This is a genomic window from Micromonospora fluostatini (assembly GCF_050410825.1).
Lineage (GTDB): Bacteria > Actinomycetota > Actinomycetes > Mycobacteriales > Micromonosporaceae > Micromonospora > Micromonospora rosaria.
In genome coordinates, this window is record NZ_CP191251.1 from 780,105 (window position 1) to 795,625 (window position 15,521).

The following is a 15,521-nucleotide window of genomic DNA, read 5'->3' on the forward strand; positions in this document are numbered from 1 at the left end:
GTACCTCAGTTGGCGTGCTTGCGGCGGGCGGTGGCGCGGGCCCGCTGGGTCTGGTCGAGGGTCACCTTGCGGATGCGGACGGCGGCCGGGGTGACCTCGACGCACTCGTCCTCGCGGCAGAACTCCAGGGCCTGCTCCAGGGAGAGCTTGCGCGGCGGGATGAGCTTCTCGGTCTCGTCGGCCGTGGAGGAGCGCATGTTGGTGAGCTTCTTCTCCTTGGTGATGTTGACGTCCATGTCGTCGGAGCGGGAGTTCTCCCCGACGATCATGCCCTCGTAGACCTCGGTGCCGGGCTCGACGAAGAGCTGGCCGCGTTCCTGGAGGTTGGTCATGGCGAAGGCGGTGACGCTGCCGGCGCGGTCGGCGACCAGGGAGCCGTTGTTGCGGGTGCGCAGCTCCCCGAACCAGGGCTCGTAGGACTCGAAGACGTGGTGCAGGATGCCGGTGCCCCGGGTCTCGGTGAGGAACTCGGTCCGGAAGCCGATCAGGCCGCGCGCCGGCACCAGCCACTCCATCCGGATCCAGCCGGTGCCGTGGTTGACGAGCTGCTCCATCCGGCCCTTGCGGGTGGCGAGGAGCTGGGTGATCGCGCCGAGGTACTCGTCGGGGGAGTCGATGGTGAGGCGCTCGACCGGTTCGCAGGTCTTGCCGTCGATCTCCCGGGTGACCACCTGGGGCTTGCCGACGGTCAGCTCGAAGGACTCCCGGCGCATCTGCTCGACCAGGATGGCCAGGGCCAGCTCGCCCCGGCCCTGCACCTCCCAGGCGTCGGGGCGCTCGGTGGGCAGGACCCGCAGCGAGACGTTGCCGACGAGTTCCTTGTCGAGGCGGTCCTTGACCATCCGGGCGGTGACCTTGGCGCCCTTGACCCGGCCCACCAGGGGGCTGTTGTTGGTGCCGATGGTCATCGAGATGGCCGGCTCGTCGACGGTGATCAGCGGCAGCGGCTGGGGGTTCTCGGCGTCGGCGAGGGTCTCCCCGATCATGATCTCGGGGATGCCGGCGACGGCGATGATGTCCCCGGGGCCGGCCTGCTCGGCGGGCTTGCGCTCCAGCCCCTCGGTCATCAGCAGCTCGGAGATGCGGACCCGCTGGGTGCTGCCGTCGGTGCGGCACCAGGCGACGGTCTGCCCCTTGCGGATGGTGCCCTGCCGGACCCGGCACAGCGCGAGCCGGCCGAGGAACGGGGAGGCGTCGAGGTTGGTGACGTGCGCCTGGAGCGGGGCCTCCTCCTCGTACGCGGGCGGCGGGATGGTGTCGAGCAGGGTCCGGAACAGCGGCTCCAGGGAGCTGCTGTCGTCGGGTACGGAGCCGTCGGCGGGCTGGGCCAGCGAGGCGATGCCGTCGCGGGCGCAGGCGTACACGATCGGGAAGTCGATCTGCTCCTCGTCGGCGTCGAGGTCGAGGAAGAGCTCGTAGGTGTCGTCGACGACCTCCTTGATCCGGGCGTCGGGGCGGTCCACCTTGTTGATCACGAGGATGATCGGCATCCGGGCCTTGAGGGCCTTGCGGAGCACGAACCGGGTCTGTGGCAGCGGGCCCTCGCTGGCGTCGACCAGGAGCACCACCCCGTCGACCATGGTCAGGCCCCGCTCGACCTCGCCGCCGAAGTCGGCGTGACCGGGGGTGTCGATGATGTTGATGGTGACCGGGTCCGAGCCGTCGGCCGGCAGGTAGCGCACGCCGGTGTTCTTGGCCAGGATGGTGATGCCCTTCTCGCGTTCGAGGTCCATCGAGTCCATCACCCGCTCGGTCACCTCGCCCCGGGCGCCGTAGGCGCCGGCCTGCCGCAACATGGCGTCGACCAGGGTGGTCTTGCCGTGGTCGACGTGAGCGATGATGGCGACGTTACGGAGGTCGGTGCGAAGCTGCATGGGGCCATCCTCCCGCCTGCTCGGATCAGGGACCGCGTCGGGGTCACCCCCGGGTTCGTCCCGGATCCTGCCGGAACCGGTGTCGTCGTGGCGTCGACGGCTGGCATGCTGACCGCGTGATGCGAGAGCCGTCGTGCACGACCTATTGAACTCCCTGCAGGACCTTCCCGCCCCCCTGATCTACCTGCTCGCCGCGGTGCTGGTGGCTGCGGAGACGGCGGTGATCTTCGGGTTGGTGCTGCCGGCGGAGGCGACCCTGCTGCTGGTGGGGTTCCTCACGTACACCGGCACGCTGCGCCTGGGGCCGGCGTTGCTGGTGATGATTCTCGCCGCCGTGACGGGCGACACGATGGCGTTCCGGGCGGGGCGTCGGTACGGGCCGAGGTTGCGGGCGGGTGGGTTCGGTGCCCGGGTCGGGGCCGCCCGGTGGGAGCGGGCGGACGCGATGCTGGGCCGGCTGGGCGGGCGGGGGGTGTTCGTCGCCCGGTGGGTGGCGTTCGCCCGGACGCTGCTGCCCCGGCTGGCCGGGGCGGGTGGGATGCCGTACCGGCGGTTCCTGCCGTGGAACGTCGCCGGGGTGGTCACCTGGGTGGGCGGCTCGGTGCTGGTCGGGTACCTGGCCGGGGAGTCGTACGAGACGGTGTCGCGGCTGTTGGGGCGGGCCACCGGGGCGTTGCTGGTGCTGCTGGTCTGCCTGGTGGCGATCGTGGTGGCGGGGCGGTGGCTGGGCCGTAACCCGGATCCGGTGCGGGCGTTGTGGTCGCGGGCCGGGGCGCTGCCGCCGGTGCGCTGGCTGCGGGACCGGCACGGGGTGCTGTTCTTCCTGGTGGCCATGCGGGTCGGGCCGGCGTGGACGTTGTTGCTGAACCTGGCCGCCGGGCTGGTGCTGCTGTTCGGGGCGGGGTTCGCGGTGACCTGGTTGCTGGACGCGGTGGTGGAGCAGAGCGGGCTGGGGCTGGTCGACGGGGCGATCGCCGCCTGGTTCGCCGACCGGCGTACCCCGGACGCGGTCGACGTCACGTTCGCGGTGGTGTCGGTGCTGCGCGGCTCGGTGCTGATCGTGGTGGTGGCGCTGGTGGCGGCGGTGCTGGCGTGGCGGCACCGGCCGTGGCGGGGGGACCTGCTCAGTGTGCTCGGTACGGCCGGGGCGTTCCTGCCGTTGGTGGTGCTGGCGGTGGCCGCGGACCTGACCGGGGTGGGCGAGGACAGCGCGGTGTTCCCGACCCAGGGGGCGGTGGTCACCGCCGGCCTGTGCATGCTGGCCTGGCTGCTGTCGCGGGGGGCCCGGTGGCCGGTGGCGGTGGCGCTCTGGACGGCCGCGGTGGTCGGGGTGGTCGGGATCGGTGGGGCCCGGCTCTACCTGGGGTGGGGGTCGGCCAGTGGGGCGGTGACGTCGGCGCTGCTCGGTGCGGCCTGGCCGGCGGTGTTCATGGTGGCCTGGGCGACCCGGGCCCGGGTGGGCGTGGCGTCCCCGACCGGCGCGGTGGTGCCGGCCCAGCCCGACGCGGCGGTGCCCGAGGCGGCGGTGCCCGACGCGGCGGTGCCCGACGCGGCGACGCCGACCGAGCCCGACGTGGGCGCGCCGGCTGCGCCGGTGCCCGACGCGGGCGCGCCGGCCGGGCCCGGCGCGCAGCGGTCGCACCGGCCGGCCGACGCCGGGTGACCCGCCGGGGCGACGCGGCAGGGCCGGTGGGTCGGGTCCTTCGCGGACCCGGGTCCCACCGGCCCTGGAGGGTCAGTCCCGGGCGCCCACCGGCTCCAGGGGCTCCACGGGGGTGACGGGGCCGGATAAGCGGGCGATCCGGCCCGGCCACCAGAACCGGTCCCCGAGCAGGAAGGTCAGCGCCGGCACCAGCACCGTGCGGACCAGCAGGGTGTCGAGCAGGACGCCGATGCAGACGATGATCCCGATCTGGGTGAGGGTGAGCAGCGGCAGCACGCCGAGCAGGGCGAAGACGGCGGCGAGCAGGATGCCGGCGCTGGTGATGACGCCGCCGGTGACCCGCAGCGCGGAGAGCATCCCGTCCCGGGTGCCGAGGGTGCGGGCGTCCTCCCGCGCCCGGGTGACGAGGAAGATGTTGTAGTCGACGCCGAGGGCGACGAGGAACACGAAGGCGAGCAGGAGCACCCCGCTGTCCAGCCCGGGGAAGCCGAGCAGGTGGTCGAAGAGCAGCCACCCGGCGCCGATGCTGGCGAAGAACGACGCGATCACGGTGAGCACCAGCAGCAGCGGGGCGAGCAGCCCGCGGAGCAGCAGCACGAGCACCGTGCCGACCAGCAGCAGGATGATCGGCATGATCAGCCACAGGTCCTTGCGGTCGGCGGCCTCGGAGTCGTGGTTGGCGGCGACGGTGCCGCCGACGATGGCCCCGTCGGCGCGGTCCGCGCCCTCGACCGCCGGTGGGGCGGAGTCGGGTACGGCGGCGACGGCGTCGCGCAGCGCGTCGACGGTACGTTCCGAGGCGGGGGTGCCCGGTTCGGCTTCGAGGACCACGTCGATCTGGGTGACGGTGTCGCCCGCCCCGCCGGGGCGTACCGAGGCGACGCCGGGTACGGCCGTGGCGGCGTCGGTGACGGCCTGCGCCGCGCCGGGGGTGGTGAGGACGGCGACGGGCTGGGTGGTGCCGGCGGGGAACGAGCGGGCCAGGGTCTCCGCGCCCGCGACGGCTTCCGGCTTGACCCGGAACTGCTCGGTCTCGGAGAGCCCGGTGCGGATGCCGAGCCCGCCGAGGGCGAGGGCGGCCAGCAGCAGGGTGGCGAGCAGCGCCACCGGCACCGGGCGGCGGATCACGGCCGCGCCGAGCCGGCCCCACAGCCGGCCCTCCGAGCCGGTGGTGCCGACGTGGGGCACGAAGGGCCAGAATAGGCCCCGGCCGAAGAGCACCAGCGCGGCGGGCAGGACGAGCAGCGCGGAGAGCATCGCGAGGATGACGCCGGTGGCGCAGGCCACGGCGAGGGCCCGGTTGGTCTCCTGCTCGGACAGGAGCAGGGTCAGGACGCCGAGGACGACGGTGGAGCCACTGGCGATGATCGGTTCGGCGGTGCGGCGGCGGGCCGCGCGCATGGCGACGAAGCGGTCCGGTTCGCGGCGCAGTTCCTCGCGGTAGCGGGCGATGAGCAGCAGGGCGTAGTTGGTGGCGGCGCCGAAGACGAGGACGCTGGCGATGCCGGTGACCGCGCCGCCGTTGAGGTGGATGCCGACGGCCGGGACGATGACGTCGATGGCGCGCAGGGTGAGCTGCTCGGTGGCGGCGACCACGGCCAGCGGCACGATCCACAGCACCGGGCTGCGGTAGGTGATCAGCAGCAGGACGGCGACCACGATGGCGGTGAAGATGAGCAGGGTGGTGTCCGCGCCCTCGAAGACGTCGGCCAGGTCGGCGGTGAAGGCGGGGGGCCCGGTCACCTCGACGGTGAGCCCGTCGGGCAGGTCGAGCGCGGCACGCAGCTCGCTGACCGTGTCGGCCACCTGCGCCTGACCGCCGGTCGTGGCCAGCGGCACGGCGACCAGGGCGACGGTGCCGTCCGGGGAGACCTGGGGTGGACTCACCCGGCCGCCGATGGCGAAGCGGCTGAGCGCGCCGGTGTCCTCGGTGACGGCGGCCCGGTCGGTCTCGTCGAGGGGGGCGCGGTCGGTGCGGCTGACGACGACCAGCGCGGGTTGGACGTCGCTGGACGGCAGCTCCTCCTGGAGGCGTTCGACCTGGGTCGACTGCCACTGCACGGAGAGGCCGGTCGAGGAGACCGGGGCCGGGTTGTCGGGCTGCGGAAGCCCGAAGAAGATCGCGCCGACGACGATCGCGGCGGCCACGGTGAGCCAGGCGGCGAGCTGGCCGCGACCGGCGCGGCGGAACACAGACATCCGAGTGCCTCACGGGTTGTCGTAGGAGGTGGGCGATCGAGAGATATCCCGATAACCGATTATCTCGATGAACGAGATTATCGAGAGCTGAGTTATGCTGCAACCCGAACACGCGAGGGAGGGCCGACGGATCGTGGCAGCGCAGGGCATGTACCGGCCCCGGGACACCCGACGAGGCCACCTCGTCGCCGAGATCGCGGCTGACCTGCGGCGCTACAGCGTCGACGCGCAGCACATCGGGCACGCCTTCGCCAACCTGCACGGGCTCAACGCCACCGATCTGCAGGCGCTGATCGCGGTGATGGACGCCGAGTTGACCGGCGAACCGATCACCCCCGGCCGCCTCGGCGAGCACCTCAACCTCTCCTCCGGGTCGGTCACCGCCCTGGTCGACCGGCTGGAGCGCGGCGGCCACGTCCGCCGGGGCCGGGACACCGCCGACCGGCGCAAGGTCTTCCTCCGGTACGCCGACCGGGGCGCCGCCCTGGCGAGGGAGTTCTTCCGGCCGCTCGGCCAGCGCACCGACGCGGTGATGGCCAACTTCTCCGACGAGGAGTTGGAGGTGGTGCACCGGTTCCTGACCGTGATGGTCGGCTCGATGCGGGAGCACCGCGACGACGTCCGGACCGCCCGCCCGGAGACGCCCCGACGCCCGGCGGGCTGACCCGTCCGGGCCGGCGTACGGCCGTGTTTTGCCTGCTCAGGGTGCTTTCGTGGGAGCTTCTCGTGAGCCGGGCTCGCGGGATGCCCCTGCCGGCAATTCGGGCATTCAGCATTGGTGACCCTCGGTGACCCTGGGTAAGCATGGTGCATCGCCCGACGCTGTGCGTCCCATCGGCCGGGCGGAGAACCGGGGATTCCCCCGTCCGCGTCAGGCGGTACGACCGTCGCGCCCGGCCCCGAAACCCGAGGGGGTTCCCGATGACCCGGGCACCGGCAAACCTGCTGGCTGTTCGCACCTTGCTGTTGCAGCACCTCAACACCGACCCGGACAGGGTCCGCGACAACGACCTGGAACCGGCGGAGGTCGGCATCGTCGGCGACCCCGCCCACCGGGGCGGCTACCACTGTGGTGAAGACCGGGTGGTACCCAACGACTACTCCGTGGTGGAGTCACCACGCGACCGCGCCGGCCTCACCCTCTACGCCTCCGCCCTGGACGTCGGATGGTTCTCGGTGCGCTCCGGCGGGGGCATCCACGACCTGCGGAGCTTCTCGATCTGGTGTGTCGCCCAGTGCATCGCCGGCACCGCCGACAGCCGGGACATCCGCGAGATCATCTACTCGCCGGACGGCACGGTGGTGAAGCGCTGGGACCGGCTCGGCAAGCGCACCAGCGGAGACCGCTCCCACCTCTGGCACACCCACATCAGTTTCTTCCGCGACTGCACCAAGGCGGGCCGGGACCAGACCCCCCTGTTCCGCCGCTACCTGACCACCATCGGACTCCTGACCCCGGAGGATGACATGAGCGAGCAGGCCGAGAGCGAGATCCACAACGTCTACCTCGGGATGTTCTACGGCGGGACGAGCATGGGTCGCAAGGTCGACCCGGACGGCACCGGTCCGGCCCAGGCGGCCAACAGCCTGGTGGCGAAGCTGGACTACACCATGCTGCGGCTGGACGCGCTGACCTCGCAGGTGGAGCAGTTGGCCACCGAACTGCCCACGACCCTGGCCGCCCAGGTCGCCGACGAGATCAGCCGACGCGCGGCCCCCTGACGGGCAACGATCAACGGATGTTGCGCAACAAGCTCTTGCGCAACATCCGTTCCTGCTCAACGCGGTGACCTTCCTCGTCTCCGCGCTCTGCCTGCGGGCGATCCGGACCGTCGAACGCCGGCCCGCGCCGCGCGAGACCGCCGGGTCGCTGCGCCGGGAGATCACCGACGGGATCCGGTACGTGGCCCGCGACCGGTACCTGCGCAACCTCACGCTGTACGGGGCGGCCTGCAACGCCGGCCTGGCCGGGTACCAGGCCGTCCTGGTGGTGTTCCTGGTCCGGGAGGTCGGTCTCGCCCCGGGACTGATCGGGCTGATGAGCCTGGGCGGCTTCGTCGGGGCGATGCTGGCCACCGCCGTCGCCCGCCGGTACGGCACGCGCCGTTCTGCTGGCCGCGCTCTGCGCCGGGCCGCCGGCCCTGCTGATCCCGCTCACCGGCGCCGGGGCCCGGGTGGCCCTGCTGCTCGGCGGCCGGGTGACGGTGACCATGCACCTGCTCAACTACGGGACCATCCCGCTGGCGGCGCTGCTGGCCGGAACGGTGGGGGCGGTCGCCGGGCCGGGCGATCTGGGCGACGACCGGCGCGCTGGCCCTGACCCCGCTGATCCTGCTGACCGGACCGCTGCGGGGGCGGCGTGACCTGCCGGCCGCGCCCGGCTGAGCGGACGGGATGCGGCCGGTGGGCGGGGTGTAAACGTGGAGGGTGGGCGGTGGGTGCGAGCCGTGGCGGCGGACGGGAGTGCCGCCGCCGCCACCGGCACACGGGCTACAGCGGACGGACGTTGTCCGCCTGCGGCCCCTTCTGCCCCTGGGTCACCTCGAACTCGACCTTCTGCGCCTCGTGCAGCTCACGGTAACCGCTGCTCGCGATCGCCGAGTAGTGCACGAAGACGTCCGGGCCCCCGCCGTCCTGCTCGATGAAACCGAAGCCCTTTTCCGAGTTGAACCACTTGACCGTGCCGGTTGCCATGCATCTCTCCCTGTTTCCTGCGGCTGACCACCGGCCACCGGCCGGTGATCGCCCTGTTCCACCCCGACAGTAGCCGGCCGAACCCCGATCTGCCGGCCGAAGTGCCACAGGCCGCGCCGGTGAGCCGTCGATCCGACCCGAAATCAGGGGAGTATCGGGGTACCGCCGGATGACCTTGGTGGCCCGGTCACCTTACGGTGAGGGGATGACGGAATGGCTGGCCCAGCTCGGCGACCTGCCCACCCTGGTGCTGATGGGTGCGCTCGGGCTGGTCATGCTCCTGGACGCGGTACCGCTGCTCGGGGTGCTGGTGCCCGGGGACGCCGCGATCCTGGTGGCGGTGGGGGTGGGACGACCGTACATCGGGCCGCCCACCGTCGTCTCGGTGGTCGTCGGGAGCCTCTGTGGCTGGTCGTTGACCTTCGCCGTCGGCCGGCGGTTCGGCACGCGCCTGCGGCACAGCCGGGTCGGCGGCTGGATCGGCGAGTCCCGCTGGGCGGCGGCCGAGCGGATCGTGAGCCAGGGCGGCGGGCGGATGGTGCTGGTCGGGCCGTTCCTGCCGGTGTTCAACACCCTGCTCCCGCTGGCCGCCGGGGGCCTGCGGATGTCGTACCGGCGGTTCGCCGTCTGCGCGGCCACCGGCGCCGCGCTCTGGGCCGGCCTCTACGTCCTGCTCGGCGGGGTGGCCCGGTCGTTGGCCGGGCTGCTGCCGGGGGAGAACGCCCCGCTGCTGGTCACCATGGCCGTGGGCCTGCTCCTCGCCGGGTTGCTGCTGGCCGGCACCCGGCGGCGGCTGCTGGCCGCCGTCACCCCACCGGACTGACCGACAGCGTCCGGCCCGCCGACAACGGGGCGGGCCGGCCGGGGGCGCGGTCAGGCGGCCGGGGCCGGTGGGGGACCGGGGACGGGCGTGGTCGGCAGCAGGACCCGGAACACGGTGTTCCCCGGCGCGCTCGTCACCCGGATGTCGCCGTGGTGCTTGTTGACCACGATCCGGTACGAGATGTCCAGCCCCAGACCGGTCCCCTCGCCGACCGGCTTGGTGGTGAAGAACGGCTCGAAGATGCGCGGCCGGACCTGCGCCGGGATACCCGCACCGGTGTCGGCGACCTCGACGGTCAGCAGGTCGTCGACCCGGCCGGTGCGCACGGTCAGGGTGCCCTCGTCGCCCATCGCGCCGAGCGCGTTGTCGATCAGGTTGGTCCACACCTGGTTCAGCTCGGCGGCGTACGCCGGGATCGGTGGCAGGCTCCGGTCGTACTCCCGGACCACGCGGACCCCGGCGGGCAGCTTCGCCCGGAACATGACAAGCGTGGCGTCGAGCAACTCGTGCACGTCCACCACCTGGTACGGCGCCCGGTCGAGCTGCGAGTACTGCTTGGCCGCGCCGACCAGCCCGGAGATCCGGGTCGCCGCGTCGGTGATCTCCCGCAGCAGCAGCTCGGTGTCGACCGTGTACGCCAGCCAGCGCACCGCCGGCTCCAGGCCGTCCGCGCCCACCGCCGCGCCGACCCGCTCCAGCCAGGCGGCGTCCAGCCCGCCGGAGACCAGCGTGGGGGCCAGCTCCCAGCCGCCGGTCACGCCCCGCTCGTCCAGCCAGTCGGTCAGCTCGTCCTCGGCGTCGCTGGCCGCCAGGGGCGACAACGGTCGGGCCCGGCCCACCCGCTCGACCGCCTCCTCCTGCAACGCCACCAGGGCGTGCAGTCGCCGCCCGTCGAGCCGGCCGTCGGCGATCGTCGCCAGCTTGTGCCGCATCGCGGCGAACCGGTCCCGGAGCGCCTCGGTGGCCCGCACCGCCGCGCTCGCCGGATTGTTCAGCTCGTGGGTCAGCCCCGCCGACAGCGCGCCCAGGGCGAGCAGCCGCTCCCGCTCCCCGACCACGGTCTGCGTGTTCCGCATGCCGATGAACAGCCCCTCCAACAGGTGCATCGCCATCGGGAACCAGGAGCGGACGGCGTGCGCGAAGGACTCGGCGGGCAGCACGAAGAACTCGGCGTCGGCGATCGCCCACATGCTGTTGCGGTACACCTCCTGGTCGTCCAGGTACGACTGGGTGGCCCCGCCGTACACCCCGCGCTGGTCGGTGCGGTTGATCTCCACCTCGTCGCCGTGCACCGTGCGGTACAGCCGTACCGCGCCGGTGAGCAGCACGTAGAAGCAGGTGGCCGGGGCGCCCTCGGCGTACACCGCGGCGCCGGCGGCCACCCGCTCGACCCGGCCGTGCGCGGCCAGCCAGGCCAGTTGGTCGGCGTCGAGCGCCTCGAACAGGAACAGCGTCCGGAGCTGCCCGGGCGTCAGCCGCTCCGGCTCCGCCGTCAGCCGCTCCGGCGCCGCCGGTGTGGACCGGTCCGGGGGCGGGGTCACTGGGTCTCCAGGTAGCGGTGCACCAGCGAGACCGCCATCGCGCCCTCGCCGACGGCGGAGGCGACCCGCTTCACCGACGCCGCCCGGACGTCGCCGGCCGCGAAGACCCCCGGCATGCTGGACTCCAGGTGGTACGGGTCACGGGGCAGCGACCAGCCGGGGGGCCGCTGGCCACCGGCCACCAGGTCCGGCCCGGTGGTCACGAAGCCCCGCTCGTCGCGGACCAGCACCCCGTCCAGCCAGCCGGTACGCGGCTCCGCGCCGATGAAGACGAACAGCCAGGACGCGTCCACCTCCCGCCGTTCGCCGGTGCGGGTGTCCCGCAGCGTCAACCGTTGCAGGTGCTCGTCGCCGGCAGCGGCCACCACCTCGGTGTGCGGGTGCACGGTCACCTGGTCGATGCCGTCGAGCTGGTCGATGAGGTACCGGGACATCGACGCGGTGAGGTCCGCGCCCCGGATCAACACGTGCACCCGGGCCGCGTACCGGGAGAAGTGGACCGCCGCCTGACCCGCCGAGTTCGCCCCGCCGACGATGTAGACGTCCTCGCCGACGCAGCTCGGCGCCTCCGTGGCGGCCGAGCCGTAGAAGACGCCCCGACCGGTGAACTCGGTCAGGCCCGGCGCGTCGAGCATCCGGTACGACACCCCGGTCGCCAGCACCACCGCGTGGGCGGCGATGGTGCCGCCGTCGCCGAAGCGCACCAGCCGCGCCGAGCCGGCCTCGGCCAGGCCGACGACCTCCCGGGTGCTGAGCAGCTCCGCGCCGAACTTCAGCGCCTGCCGGCGGGCCCGGTCGGTGAGCTGTGCCCCGGAGACCCCGTCGGGGAACCCGAGGTAGTTCTCGATCCGGCTGCTCTGCCCGGCCTGCCCGCCGGTGGCCAGCCGCTCCACCAGGACCGTCCGCAGCCCCTCCGAGGCCCCGTACACGGCGGCGCCCAGTCCGGCCGGGCCGCCGCCGACGACCACCAGGTCGTAGAAGTCCGCCGCCGGGGCGACGCTCATCCCGACCAGCCCGGCCAGCTCCGCCTCGGAGGGCGCGACCAGGGTCCTGCCGTCGGCGGCGACGACCAGCGGGACGTCGTCGGCGCTCGCCCCGGCCGCCGCGAGCAGCCGGCCGCCCTCGGGGTCGTCGGCCAGCAGCCACCGGTACGGCACCAGGTTGCGGGCCAGGAAGTCCCGCACCGCGAACGACGGGGCGGACCAGCGGTGCCCGACCACGCGCAGCTCGGTGGCGGTCGACTCCGGGCTGCTCGACCACGCCTCCAGCAGCGCGTCGACCACCGGATAGAGCTTCTCCTCCGGCGGATGCCAGGGCTTGAGCAGGTAGTGGTCGAGGTCGACCAGGTTGATCGCGTCGATCGCCGCGCCGGTGTCCGCGTACGCGGTCAGCAGCACCCGCCGGGCGGCGGGGAAGAGGTCCATCGCGGCCTCGAGGAACTCGATGCCGGTCATCTCCGGCATCCGGTAGTCGGCCAGCAGCACCGCCACCTGCTCGCCCCGTAGCTTGATCTCCCGCAGCGCCGCCAGGGCCTCGGGCCCGGACCCGGCGCGGACCACCCGGAACCGGTCGCCGTAGCGCCGCCGGATGTCCCGGGCGACCGCGCGGGAGACCGCCGGGTCGTCGTCGAGGGAGAGGATCACCGGGTTCGCCATGCCGCCCATGAAACCATCCCGGCGTCGCGGACCCCCGCGCCCGGCCCGACCTGCCGCGCCGGCCGGCCCGGGGGCACCCCGGCACGCCGGCCCGGGGCCACCCCGCCGCTGCCGGTGCCGGGGTCACCCCGACCGGCAGCGGCCGGAGGTCACCAGCCGCGGGCCCGCCACTGCGGCAGGGCCGGGCGCTCCGCGCCGAGCGTGCTGTCCTTGCCGTGGCCCGGGTAGAACCAGGTCTCGTCCGGCAGCCGGTCGAACAGCTTGTGCTCCACGTCGTCGATCAACGCCGCGAAGCGCTCCGGGTCCTGGTCGGTGTTGCCGACACCACCGGGAAAGAGCGAGTCGCCGGTGAACAGGTGCGGCCCGCCGGCCGGGTCCCGGTAGAGCAGGGCGATCGACCCGGGGGTGTGCCCGACCAGGTGGATCACCTCCAGCTCGCACTCGCCGACCCGGACCGTGTCGCCGTCGGCCAGCGGCTGGGCCGGGATCGGCAAGCCCTCGGCGTCGTCGCGGTGCACCAGTGGGCGGGCCCCGGTCTTGGCCACCACCTCCTCCAGCGCCACCCAGTGGTCCATGTGCCGGTGTGTGGTGACCACGGTGGCCAGCCCGGCGTCGCCGACCAGGTCGAGCAGGCGGGGCGCCTCGTTCGCCGCGTCGACCAGCGCCTGCTCGCCGGTGGCCCGGCAGCGCAGCAGGTAGGCGTTGTTGTCCATCGGCCCCACCGACACCTTGGTGATGGTGAGCCGGTCCAGGTCGCGGACCGCCGGGGGCCCGCCGGGGGTGACGTCGCCGTGGTAGGTCATCTCGTGATCAGATCCATTCCGGTGGGGTCGGGAGCCGCCCGTCGGGAGTGACGGTGAGCAGGTCGCCGCCGGTCCGGCCGATCAGCCAGGCGGCGAGTTCGTGGGCCGGGCCGCAGATTGTCGGCGCGTCGGCCCGGTCGCCGACCACCACCTCGTGCGCGCTGCCGTCGAAGCGCAGCACCATGGCCGGCGCGTCCGGATTGTCGGTGAGGCCGGTCGTCACCTCGTGCAGCAGCCGTTGCGCGAAGGCCACCGGCCAGTCGGCCGGCCGGTAGCCGGCGGCCAGGTCGACGTGGTGCACCTCCAACTCCCGCAGCCGGCCCCAGACCACCAGGGCGGCGGGCCACGGACCCCGACGGGTCTGCACCATGGCCCCCCACGCCTGCGCCGGCATCGCGTCGACCGCCTCGGCGAACCGCTGCGTGCAGCGGCGCAGGTCGGCCAGGTGCTCGGCGGGTGACCGGGCGGCACCGGCCTCGATGTCGGCGTTGCGCGCGGCGACGCTGGCGTACATCGGGATCGGCTCGCCGGTGCGGGCGGCGGTGAGCAGGTTCACGAACCCGTCGGCGTTGCGGGCCAGGTGGGCCAGGACGTGGCCGCGGGTCCAGCCGGGCAGCAGCGACGGGGCGGCGACGTCGGCGGGGGTGAAGGACTCCGCGACGCGTAACAGGCGGGTGGTGGCCTCGTCCACCTCACCGGTCAGCAGGAGTGGATCCGTGGTCACGGTCCGACCCTAGCGGTCGGCGGCCGTCCCGTCGCTGTGGAACGTCGCCGCGTCGCGGCGGAAATCGCTTTCGGCGCGTCGCCGCGCGCCCTACCGTCGGCGTCGAACGGACACCGTAGCGCCGAGGAGGTGGTGTTCATGCCGGTCGTCGTACCCGTGTTCCGCCACGACCCCACTTTTCCCGCGACGAGGTGACCGATGACCATCGATCTGATCGCGCTCGGCTGGGACGCCGGGCGGGCGGCGGCGCTGGGCCGCCGCCCTGACCACCGACCGGGCCGGGTGGCCCGGGTCGACCGGGGGATCTGCACCGTGCTCGCCGCGGACGGCCCGGTCCGGGCCAGCCTCGGCGGCGGGGTGCTGGCCGCCGCCGCCGGGGACCTGACCCGGCTGCCCTGTGCGGGGGACTGGGTGCTGCTGGGCACCTGGCCGGACCGCCGGGTCACCGTCGAGGCGGTGCTGCCCCGGCGGACCGCCCTGGTCCGTCGGACGGCGGGCCGGCAGGCCAGTGGGCAGGTGCTCGCCGCCAACCTCGACGCGGTGGCGGTGGTCGAGCCCGTGCACCCGACGCCCGACCTGGCGCGGATCGAGCGGCTGCTCGCCGTGGCGTACGAGTCCGGTGCCCGGCCGCTGGTCGTGCTGACCAAGATCGACCTGGCGCCGGATCCGGGGGCGGTGGCGCGGCACCTGGGCGCGGTCGCCCCGGGTGTGCCGGTGCTGGCGGTCAGCGCCGAGCACGGCACCGGCCTCGACGACCTGCGCCCCGAGGTGACGCCGGGGCGCACCCTCGGCCTGCTGGGCCGCTCCGGGGCGGGCAAGTCGAGCCTGGTCAACGCGTTGGCCGGGGCCGTGGTGATGCCCACCCAGGAGATCCGTGGGTCCGACGGCAAGGGCCGGCACACCACCACCTGGCGGTCGCTGGTCCCGGTGCCCGGCGGGGGCGCGGTGGTGGACACCCCCGGGGTCCGCGCGGTCGGCCTGCTCGACGGGGCCGGCGGCCTGGACCGGGCGTTCGCCGACATCGCCGCGCTGGCGGCGGCGTGCCGGTACGCCGACTGCGCGCACACGGTCGAGCCCGGCTGCGCGGTGCGGTCGGCGCTGCGCAGCGGGGAGCTGACCGCCCGGCGGTGGGAGAGCTGGTGCCGGTTGCAGCGGGAGGTGACCGTCGAGTCGCGGCGCCGCCAGGCGCGGCTGGCCACCGAGCGCCGGGGCGGCCGGCGCGACGGGCGACGCCGCCCGACCCGGCCCGAGCCGCCGGTGTCACCCGGCGGCTTCTGATCCACCCGCCCTTCCCCTCCGCCCGTCCTCCCACCCGTCCGTCCTCCCGCCCGTCCTCCCGTCCGTCCGGCCGCTGGCCCGGTCCGGACGGGTGGCCGGGGCGGCGGGGACAACCCGGTTGAGCTGGGGGAATGTGTGGGTGCGGGAAAGTGTCGTACCCCGGGGCTAGAGTTGCCGAGGCGTCTTCCTGCGCCCACACAAAACCGCTCAGAACGTGCCTCAGGTTCCGTCGAGCGCCCGCCCCGGGCCGTCCCGTCCGGGTGAGGT

The 15,521-nt window shown here is 73.8% G+C and carries 12 protein-coding genes and 1 pseudogene; 6 read left to right on the forward strand and 7 right to left on the reverse strand.

Annotation, left to right across the window (positions count from 1 at the left end; all coding sequences use genetic code 11):
* Positions 1 to 5: 5 nt before the first annotated feature.
* Positions 6 to 1,874, reverse strand: coding sequence for a translational GTPase TypA (typA, locus tag ACQUFX_RS03610; RefSeq protein ID WP_428964611.1), 1,869 nt, complete (start codon positions 1,872 to 1,874; stop codon positions 6 to 8).
* A gap of 133 nt (positions 1,875 to 2,007) precedes the next feature.
* Here typA and ACQUFX_RS03615 point away from each other — a divergent pair.
* A pseudogene (locus ACQUFX_RS03615) lies at positions 2,008 to 3,390 on the forward strand (DedA family protein); the annotation flags it as partial.
* Positions 3,391 to 3,609: 219 nt separating this feature from the next.
* Here the strand turns inward: ACQUFX_RS03615 and ACQUFX_RS03620 are convergent.
* Positions 3,610 to 5,736, reverse strand: a complete 2,127-nt coding sequence (locus ACQUFX_RS03620) for an MMPL family transporter (protein ID WP_428964612.1) — start codon at positions 5,734 to 5,736, stop codon at positions 3,610 to 3,612.
* Positions 5,737 to 5,884: 148 nt separating this feature from the next.
* On the opposite strand from ACQUFX_RS03620, the gene ACQUFX_RS03625 reads away from it, so the two are divergent.
* The 3 genes from ACQUFX_RS03625 (at position 5,885) to ACQUFX_RS03635 (ending at position 8,056) form a co-directional block, all read left to right on the forward strand.
* Positions 5,885 to 6,400: a MarR family winged helix-turn-helix transcriptional regulator gene (locus ACQUFX_RS03625; protein ID WP_428966848.1), complete on the forward strand. Its 516-nt coding sequence runs from the start codon at positions 5,885 to 5,887 to the stop codon at positions 6,398 to 6,400.
* A gap of 257 nt (positions 6,401 to 6,657) precedes the next feature.
* Positions 6,658 to 7,458 (forward strand): hypothetical protein, encoded by an 801-nt coding sequence (locus ACQUFX_RS03630; RefSeq protein ID WP_428964613.1) that lies wholly within the window; start codon positions 6,658 to 6,660, stop codon positions 7,456 to 7,458.
* Positions 7,459 to 7,522: 64 nt separating this feature from the next.
* Positions 7,523 to 8,056 (forward strand): MFS transporter, encoded by a 534-nt coding sequence (locus ACQUFX_RS03635; protein WP_428964614.1) that lies wholly within the window; start codon positions 7,523 to 7,525, stop codon positions 8,054 to 8,056.
* Between the two features lie 170 nt (positions 8,057 to 8,226).
* Here ACQUFX_RS03635 and ACQUFX_RS03640 read toward each other — a convergent pair whose 3' ends face one another.
* Positions 8,227 to 8,430 carry a cold-shock protein gene (locus tag ACQUFX_RS03640; RefSeq protein WP_091440819.1) on the reverse strand — a complete coding sequence of 68 codons (204 nt, stop codon included), beginning with the start codon at positions 8,428 to 8,430 and terminating at the stop codon, positions 8,227 to 8,229.
* A 205-nt stretch (positions 8,431 to 8,635) separates the two neighbouring features.
* Here ACQUFX_RS03640 and ACQUFX_RS03645 point away from each other — a divergent pair, with 205 nt between their 5' ends.
* A complete protein-coding gene (locus ACQUFX_RS03645; protein ID WP_428964615.1) occupies positions 8,636 to 9,253 on the forward strand; it encodes a DedA family protein in 618 nt (205 codons plus the stop codon).
* A 50-nt stretch (positions 9,254 to 9,303) separates the two neighbouring features.
* On the opposite strand, the gene ACQUFX_RS03650 is transcribed toward ACQUFX_RS03645, so the two are convergent.
* The 4 genes from ACQUFX_RS03650 to ACQUFX_RS03665 form a co-directional block, all read right to left on the reverse strand.
* Positions 9,304 to 10,794 (reverse strand): ATP-binding protein, encoded by a 1,491-nt coding sequence (locus ACQUFX_RS03650; protein ID WP_428964616.1) that lies wholly within the window; start codon positions 10,792 to 10,794, stop codon positions 9,304 to 9,306.
* A complete protein-coding gene (locus tag ACQUFX_RS03655) occupies positions 10,791 to 12,449 on the reverse strand; it encodes an NAD(P)/FAD-dependent oxidoreductase (protein ID WP_428964617.1) in 1,659 nt (552 codons plus the stop codon). Before ACQUFX_RS03655 ends, ACQUFX_RS03650 begins: the two co-directional genes overlap by 4 nt.
* A gap of 149 nt (positions 12,450 to 12,598) precedes the next feature.
* Entirely contained in the window at positions 12,599 to 13,252 is a 654-nt protein-coding gene (locus ACQUFX_RS03660) for an MBL fold metallo-hydrolase (RefSeq protein WP_428964618.1), read from the reverse strand.
* Between the two features lie 7 nt (positions 13,253 to 13,259).
* Entirely contained in the window at positions 13,260 to 13,976 is a 717-nt protein-coding gene (locus tag ACQUFX_RS03665) for a maleylpyruvate isomerase family mycothiol-dependent enzyme (RefSeq protein WP_428964619.1), read from the reverse strand.
* 198 nt (positions 13,977 to 14,174) lie between these two features.
* On the opposite strand from ACQUFX_RS03665, the gene rsgA reads away from it, so the two are divergent.
* Complete coding sequence (rsgA, locus tag ACQUFX_RS03670) at positions 14,175 to 15,254, forward strand: ribosome small subunit-dependent GTPase A (protein ID WP_428964620.1); 1,080 nt, start codon at positions 14,175 to 14,177, stop codon at positions 15,252 to 15,254.
* Positions 15,255 to 15,521: the final 267 nt, after the last annotated feature.

Coding starts and splice junctions, on each gene's coding strand:
- typA (WP_428964611.1), bottom strand. CDS start 1,874: ATGCAGCTTCGCACCGACCTCCGTAACGTCGCCATCATCGCTCACGTC.
- ACQUFX_RS03620 (WP_428964612.1), bottom strand. CDS start 5,736: ATGTCTGTGTTCCGCCGCGCCGGTCGCGGCCAGCTCGCCGCCTGGCTC.
- ACQUFX_RS03625 (WP_428966848.1), top strand. CDS start 5,885: ATGTACCGGCCCCGGGACACCCGACGAGGCCACCTCGTCGCCGAGATC.
- ACQUFX_RS03630 (WP_428964613.1), top strand. CDS start 6,658: ATGACCCGGGCACCGGCAAACCTGCTGGCTGTTCGCACCTTGCTGTTG.
- ACQUFX_RS03640 (WP_091440819.1), bottom strand. CDS start 8,430: ATGGCAACCGGCACGGTCAAGTGGTTCAACTCGGAAAAGGGCTTCGGT.
- ACQUFX_RS03645 (WP_428964615.1), top strand. CDS start 8,636: ATGACGGAATGGCTGGCCCAGCTCGGCGACCTGCCCACCCTGGTGCTG.
- ACQUFX_RS03655 (WP_428964617.1), bottom strand. CDS start 12,449: ATGGCGAACCCGGTGATCCTCTCCCTCGACGACGACCCGGCGGTCTCC.
- ACQUFX_RS03660 (WP_428964618.1), bottom strand. CDS start 13,252: ATGACCTACCACGGCGACGTCACCCCCGGCGGGCCCCCGGCGGTCCGC.
- rsgA (WP_428964620.1), top strand. CDS start 14,175: ATGACCATCGATCTGATCGCGCTCGGCTGGGACGCCGGGCGGGCGGCG.